Below are 5774 nucleotides of genomic sequence, written 5' to 3' on the forward strand. Positions count from 1 at the left end.
GCGTCTGGGACTGGGACGTCCACAACCAGTCGCTGTTCCTCAGCGATCGCTGGTATTCGATGCTCGGCTACGCGCCCGGTGAGTTCGCCGCCAGCCGCCAGAACTGGAGTGAGCGTGTGCACCCGGACGATCTGCCGATGGTCGAAGCCTGCCTGCAGCGCCATTTCGACGGCGAACTTCCCGAGTATGACGTCGAATATCGCATGCTCCACCGCGCCGGTGACTGGCACTGGGTGCAGGCGCGCGGCAAGGTGGTCAGCCGCGCAGCCGACGGGCAGCCGCTACGCATGCTCGGAACGCACGCCGATATCGCCGGCCGCAAGCGCGCCGAAGCGCGCATCCAGGCCTCGCTGCGCGAAAAAGAGGTCCTGCTGCGCGAGATCTATCACCGCGTCAAAAACAATCTGCAGGTTGTCGGCAGCCTGCTCAACATGCAGGCACAGGAAATCGGCGACGCCGCGACGCGCGCCATCTTCACCCAGAGCGCCGATCGCGTGCGCGCCATGGTCTTGGTACACGAACAGCTCTATCACTCGGAAGACTTGTCCAGCATCGCCTTCGAAACCTTCCTCGAACAGATGATCGGTCACCTGGCGCAGCAACTGTGCACGCCCGGGGTGGCCATCGAACGCCGCCTGGCGCCGATCGTCCTCGGCCTGGAAACGGCGATTCCCTGCGGACTGATCGTCAACGAACTGGTGACCAATGCCTTCAAGCACGCCTTTCCGAAGGGCCGGAGCGGCACCGTCGTCGTTGAGTTGTGGGAAGACAAGGAACAGCGAGTCTGCCTGGCGGTGACCGACGACGGTGTCGGCCTGCCCGCCAGCTTCTCGTTGCAGCGCGGCAAGACGCTGGGTTCGCAACTGCTGGCCGGACTGGTCAATCAGATCGAAGGCGAGCTGCGCGTGCTGCCAGGCCCGGGAACGCGCGTCGAACTGGCGTTCAAGGCGCAGCACTCGGAAGCTCGGCGCTATCAGAGCAGCCTTCCCTGATCGACGCTGGCGGCAACGGGTGGCAAGGCGCCAGCCCCTGGACGCAACGAGATGCCAGGCGGGCACGCTCTGCCGCTTGCGCCAGGCGCTCGCCGGTGCGCGGCGGCGGATCACCACGAGCAGCGCTCACCCGCGGCAAGTCGTTCACGGCGACCGCATCACACGTGCAGCAAGGCGATCAGCTCCTCGAACTGAAACTCTTCGACCATCGCAGCGATATGCCGGGCGAGGCGGGGATGCTCGTCGCCGAGGCGCGCGAGCAAGGTACTGACCTCGCTCGTGTTCAATTCCTCGGCCGCCTTGCCCAGCGCCGCTCTCGTTTCCTCGGTCAGGCTGGCGATCTCTTCGAGCAGTTCTCCTGACGAAATGGCGACCGCCCTCGCCTTCTGCGGCTCGCTGCTTTCGCGCAGAAAACTCAGCCCGAGTTGTTCTTCCAGCAGCGCACACAGTTCCTCCCGGTGCACCGGCTTGGCCAGAAAGCCGCTGCTTCCGGCGGCAATCGCCGCACTGTGCTGCTCCTCCAGCGCATTTGCCGTGCACATCACGATCGGCGGCGCCTTCTCGCCTTGCTCGGCGCGGATTTGCTGGGTCGCTGCCAAACCATCGAGCTCGGGCATGCGCCAATCCATCAGGATGAGGTGCGGGCAGAAGCTCGCCACGCGAGCGATCGCGTCCACGCCATCAACCGCTTCCGCCAGTGCAAAGCCGAGCGGCGCCAGGATCTGCACCAGGAGGCGGCGCGCGTCGGCATCGTCGTCGACGATCAGAATCCGTTTGCCGCAGTCGGCGTCGGCGAGCCCGATCACCGCGCCCTTGCTGGCCGGCGCTGCGACGGCTTCGCTCGCCAGCGCCAGGACCAGCGTGAAGCGAAAGACCGAACCCTCGCCTGGCGTCGACTCGACCGTCAGTTCGCCGCCCATCATCTTCAGATAACGTTGTGTGATGGCGAGACCCAGCCCCGTCCCGGCACCGGTGGCGTGCGTCACGATCTGCGTGAAGGGTTCGAAGATCCGCTGCTGATCGGCCGGCGCAATGCCGATGCCCGTGTCGCGCACGGCGAAATCGACACGCGCGGCGCCCTCGCGCGGCGGCTCGCCGCGCACTTCCAGCACGACGCTCCCCTGCCGAGTGAACTTGATCGCATTGCCCAGCAAGTTGAGCAGGACCTGGCGCAGCTTGGTGGCATCGATGCGCACCACGCCCGGAATCGTGTCAACTCGCGCCTGCAAGGCCAGGCCTGCTTGCTCGGCGCGCGGCAACAGCAACTTGATGATTTCGTCGAGCAGCAGCCCAAGATCGGTGGCTTCGTCGACCACTTCGACGCGCCCGGCCTCGATTTTTGAGAAGTCCAGAATCTCGTTGATCAAGGTCAGCAGGTGATTCCCCGAGCGATAAATGATCTCCAGATTCTTTCGATCGTCCGGGCCGATCGTCGCCGAGCGCGCGACAACCTCGGAAAAGCCGATGATGGCATTGAGCGGCGTGCGCAGCTCGTGGCTCATGTTGGCCAGAAAGACGCTCTTCGTGCGATTCGCGGCTTCCGCCTGACTCAAGGCAACGCTCAGCGAACGCTCCTGCCGACGAAGCTGCCGGACGACATCGGCGAGGCGGTTTTCCCGAGCGTGCAGCACCTGATAGAAGCGGACTCGCGGAAGCAGAAGATTGTCTTCGATCGGTTTCGTCAGATAGTCCACGGCGCCGATGGCAAAGCCGCGCTCGATGAACTCCTTCGCCTTGAAGACAGCAGTCAGAAAAATGATCGGAATGTTGCGCGTACGCTCGGTCATCAGCAGATGGCGCGCGGTTTCGAAACCGTCCATGCCGGGCATCTGGATGTCGAGCAGGATCAGGTGAATGTCGCGCGTCACCGTCTGCATCAGCGCTTCCTCACCGGCTGCCGCCTCGATCACCTCGGTCTCCGGCAGGCGTGAGAGTAGCGCCCGCAGCGCGAAGCGGTTGTTCGCGTTGTCGTCCACCACCAGGATCAGGAAATCGTCAGTCATGGCGAACCGCTCCCCGAAAACGGTAAATCTGGGCATCGCCGAAGTGCGGTACGAAGCCCTCTTCGCGCGCCGTCTGAATCAAGCCGTCACGCGGACCGAGGACGAGAAAACCATCCGGATGCAGCGAGCGGGCAAACAGGTGCAACACTTTTCTTTGCACCTCACGATCAAAATAGATCATCACGTTGCGACAGAGGATAAGCTGAAATTCGTTGAAAACGCCTTCCGTGACGAGCGAGTGGCGGTGGAAAAGAACCGCCTCGCGCAGGCGCTCGCCTACCTTCAGGTAGCGGCCGCCACGCTCGACGTACGCAGTCAAATCTCGCCCCCCACCGCTCGCCAGATAGTCGGCGCGACTGCTCGCCAAGGAGTCTGACGGAAACAGGCCGCTCGCCGCCAGATCAAGCAGATGGTCGTTGATGTCGGTGGCAAAGAGGCGGGTGCGCGCCAGCAAGCCGAGCTCGTCGAGCAGGATCGCCAACGAATACGCTTCCTCGCCTGTGGCGCAACCGGCGGACCACACCTTGAGCACCGAAAAGCTGGCCAGATACGGCAAGACCTCGTCGCGCAGCAGCCGAAACTGCTCAGGATGACGAAAAAAACCCGTCACCCCGACCGAGATTTCGGCGACCATCCGCTCAATCAGCGGCCGCTGCGAAAGAACAGCGCGCTGAAAATCGGCGAAAGCCGGCAGACCGAAGCGACCCATCATGTTCCTCATCCGGCGCGTCAGGCTGTCGCGCTGGTAGCCGCGAAAATCGTAGCCGTACTGCCGCCAGAGCGCCTCCAGAAACAGATCGAGCAGTTCGCCGCCCGGCTCGGCCTGCGGCCCGGCAACGGCCGCCGCGGCGACGCTGACGATCACCGGGCATTTCATGATGTGATCGAAGTGGCCGGCGCGCCGCGCGGCATCCGGCAGGACGCGCGCGTCCGCACAATCGTCGCCGTCTTCGACGATCACACAACCGCCAGCGCGGCGCAGGGCCGCGCAGCCGTCCACGCCGTCCTGACCGAAACCGCAGAGCAGAACGCCGAGCGCGCCCTTGCCATATTCGCCGGCCACCGCCTCGAACAGGATGTCGATCGACGGCCGGGCATGGCGAACCTTGCGGTCGCGCGTAACATAGATCAAGCCGTGCGCCACCTTCAGGTGATGCCCGGGAGGCGCGACGTAGATCGTACCCGGAGCCACTGGCACCAGGTGCTGCGGCATCAGAACCGCGTAGCTTGTGCGCACCTGCAGCAGCCTGTCGAGCCAGTTGGTGGCGTCCTCCTGAACGTGCTGGACGACGAAGACCACCGCCTCGCTGACCGGCAGATGAGCGATGATCTGGAGAATCTTGTCCAGGCTGTTGGCCGATCCACCGAGAACCAGCGCCCGGCACGGCTCAAGCGGGGTCAGCCCATCGTGCCTGGAGACTTGCCGAACGGGCAGCCCCAGGCGCATCAGGCAATGGACGAGCAGCGGGCGGTAGGCGACGATACGCAGCGTGCAGCCCTGGTCGAGCAGCCGGATGAGCGCTTCGGTGATCGGCGCAGGCAGCGTGTCGGCGTCGTAGATGTCCAGTTCCAGAGGTTCGCTGGCGCTCGATGGCTCATTCAGCAGCGCCAGGAGTTCGGCCCTTTCCGCCGCCGACTGCAGGCGGCCGAGGACACCGATGTGCCGGCGCTGGTCGGAAGCCAGGCGGACGACCCCCATTGCCGTCTCAGCGCCGCGCCGACCAGAGGGCAACCATGTTGATCAGCACATCGTAATCCACCGGTTTCGACAGGTAATCGTTGGCGCCCGCGGCGAGCGCCTTTTCCTTGTCTTCGGGCAGCGCCTTGGCGGTGAGCGCGATGATCGGCAGGTCGGCCAGGGCCGGGTTGCCGCGAATCCGGGCAATCGTCTGGTAGCCGTCCATTTCCGGCATCATGATGTCGGTGACGACCAGATCGACCTGGCCCTTCCCGAGCACCTCGAGCGCCTGCTTGCCGTTGACCGCGCCGCGCACGAGAGCACCGTTCTGCTCGAGCGCAGCGGTAACCACGAAGAGGTTGCGGGGGTCGTCGTCCACGACCAGAATCTGCCGTCCACTCAGACGCTTTCCGACCGTCTCGCCATCTTCCATGGCCAACCGCCGGTCACTCGCCCTCGGCGCCTCGCGGACAAAACGTTCGATGTTGTCGAGCAGGCGGCGATCGACCTGCGGTGTCTTGACGATGATGCTGTCCGTATACGCGCGCAGACGCGCTTCGTCCGGCTCGGAGAGCGGTTCGCTCGAGAAGAAGAGCAGCGCACTGCGCGGGTCTGAGCGGCGGATGACTTCGGCAACCGCGACGCCATCGTCGGCGCTGCGACCGCTCAGGTCGACGATCGCCAAGCGCCAGACGCGCTCGGCGAGCGCCGCCTGCAGCGCCGCGTCGTCGCTGCACTCACGTACCAGACCACAGCGGAAACCGGCGATGCGCGCGATCTCGTCGGCGTCGATGCCGCCACTACTGACCACCAGCAACGCCGCGCCAGCCGCCAATACCTCGCTCTCGGCGCGCGCGATCTGCTCAGCATCGACCGGCTTCTGCAGGTAACCGACGATCCCCTGGCGGAGCAGCGCGGCGTCGCGATCGCGCGCCGAAATCACGTAGACCGGAATCTGCGCCAAATCGGGGTCGGTCTTCAGCGCATGCAGCACCCGGTTCCCGTCCATGTCCGGCAGGCCCAGATCGAGCAGAATCCCGGCCGGTCGATGGCGGTGGGCAAGCGCCAGGCCGTCGGCGCCGCACGCGGCAACCAGCGTCT

The 5774-nt window shown here is 65.0% G+C and carries 4 protein-coding genes; 1 reads left to right on the forward strand and 3 read right to left on the reverse strand.

Annotated features, from left to right (window positions below; translation table 11 throughout):
- On the forward strand, positions 1-992 hold a 992-nt coding region (locus tag RKP46_RS08195; protein WP_311106192.1), incomplete at its 5' end, for a PAS domain-containing protein.
- A gap of 158 nt (positions 993-1150) precedes the next feature.
- Here RKP46_RS08195 and RKP46_RS08200 read toward each other — a convergent pair.
- From RKP46_RS08200 to RKP46_RS08210, 3 genes are all read right to left on the reverse strand, one after another.
- Positions 1151-2995, reverse strand: coding sequence for a response regulator (locus RKP46_RS08200; protein ID WP_311106193.1), 1845 nt, complete (start codon positions 2993-2995; stop codon positions 1151-1153).
- Positions 2988-4694: a CheR family methyltransferase gene (locus RKP46_RS08205; protein ID WP_311106194.1), complete on the reverse strand. Its 1707-nt coding sequence runs from the start codon at positions 4692-4694 to the stop codon at positions 2988-2990. The genes RKP46_RS08200 and RKP46_RS08205 overlap by 8 nt, the downstream gene beginning before the upstream one ends.
- A gap of 7 nt (positions 4695-4701) precedes the next feature.
- Positions 4702-5774, reverse strand: a 1073-nt coding sequence (locus RKP46_RS08210) for a response regulator (protein WP_311106195.1), incomplete at its 5' end; no start/stop codon positions are given.

Origin of the sequence: Accumulibacter sp. (genome assembly GCF_031732815.1) — a bacterium.
Classification (GTDB): domain Bacteria; phylum Pseudomonadota; class Gammaproteobacteria; order Burkholderiales; family Rhodocyclaceae; genus Accumulibacter.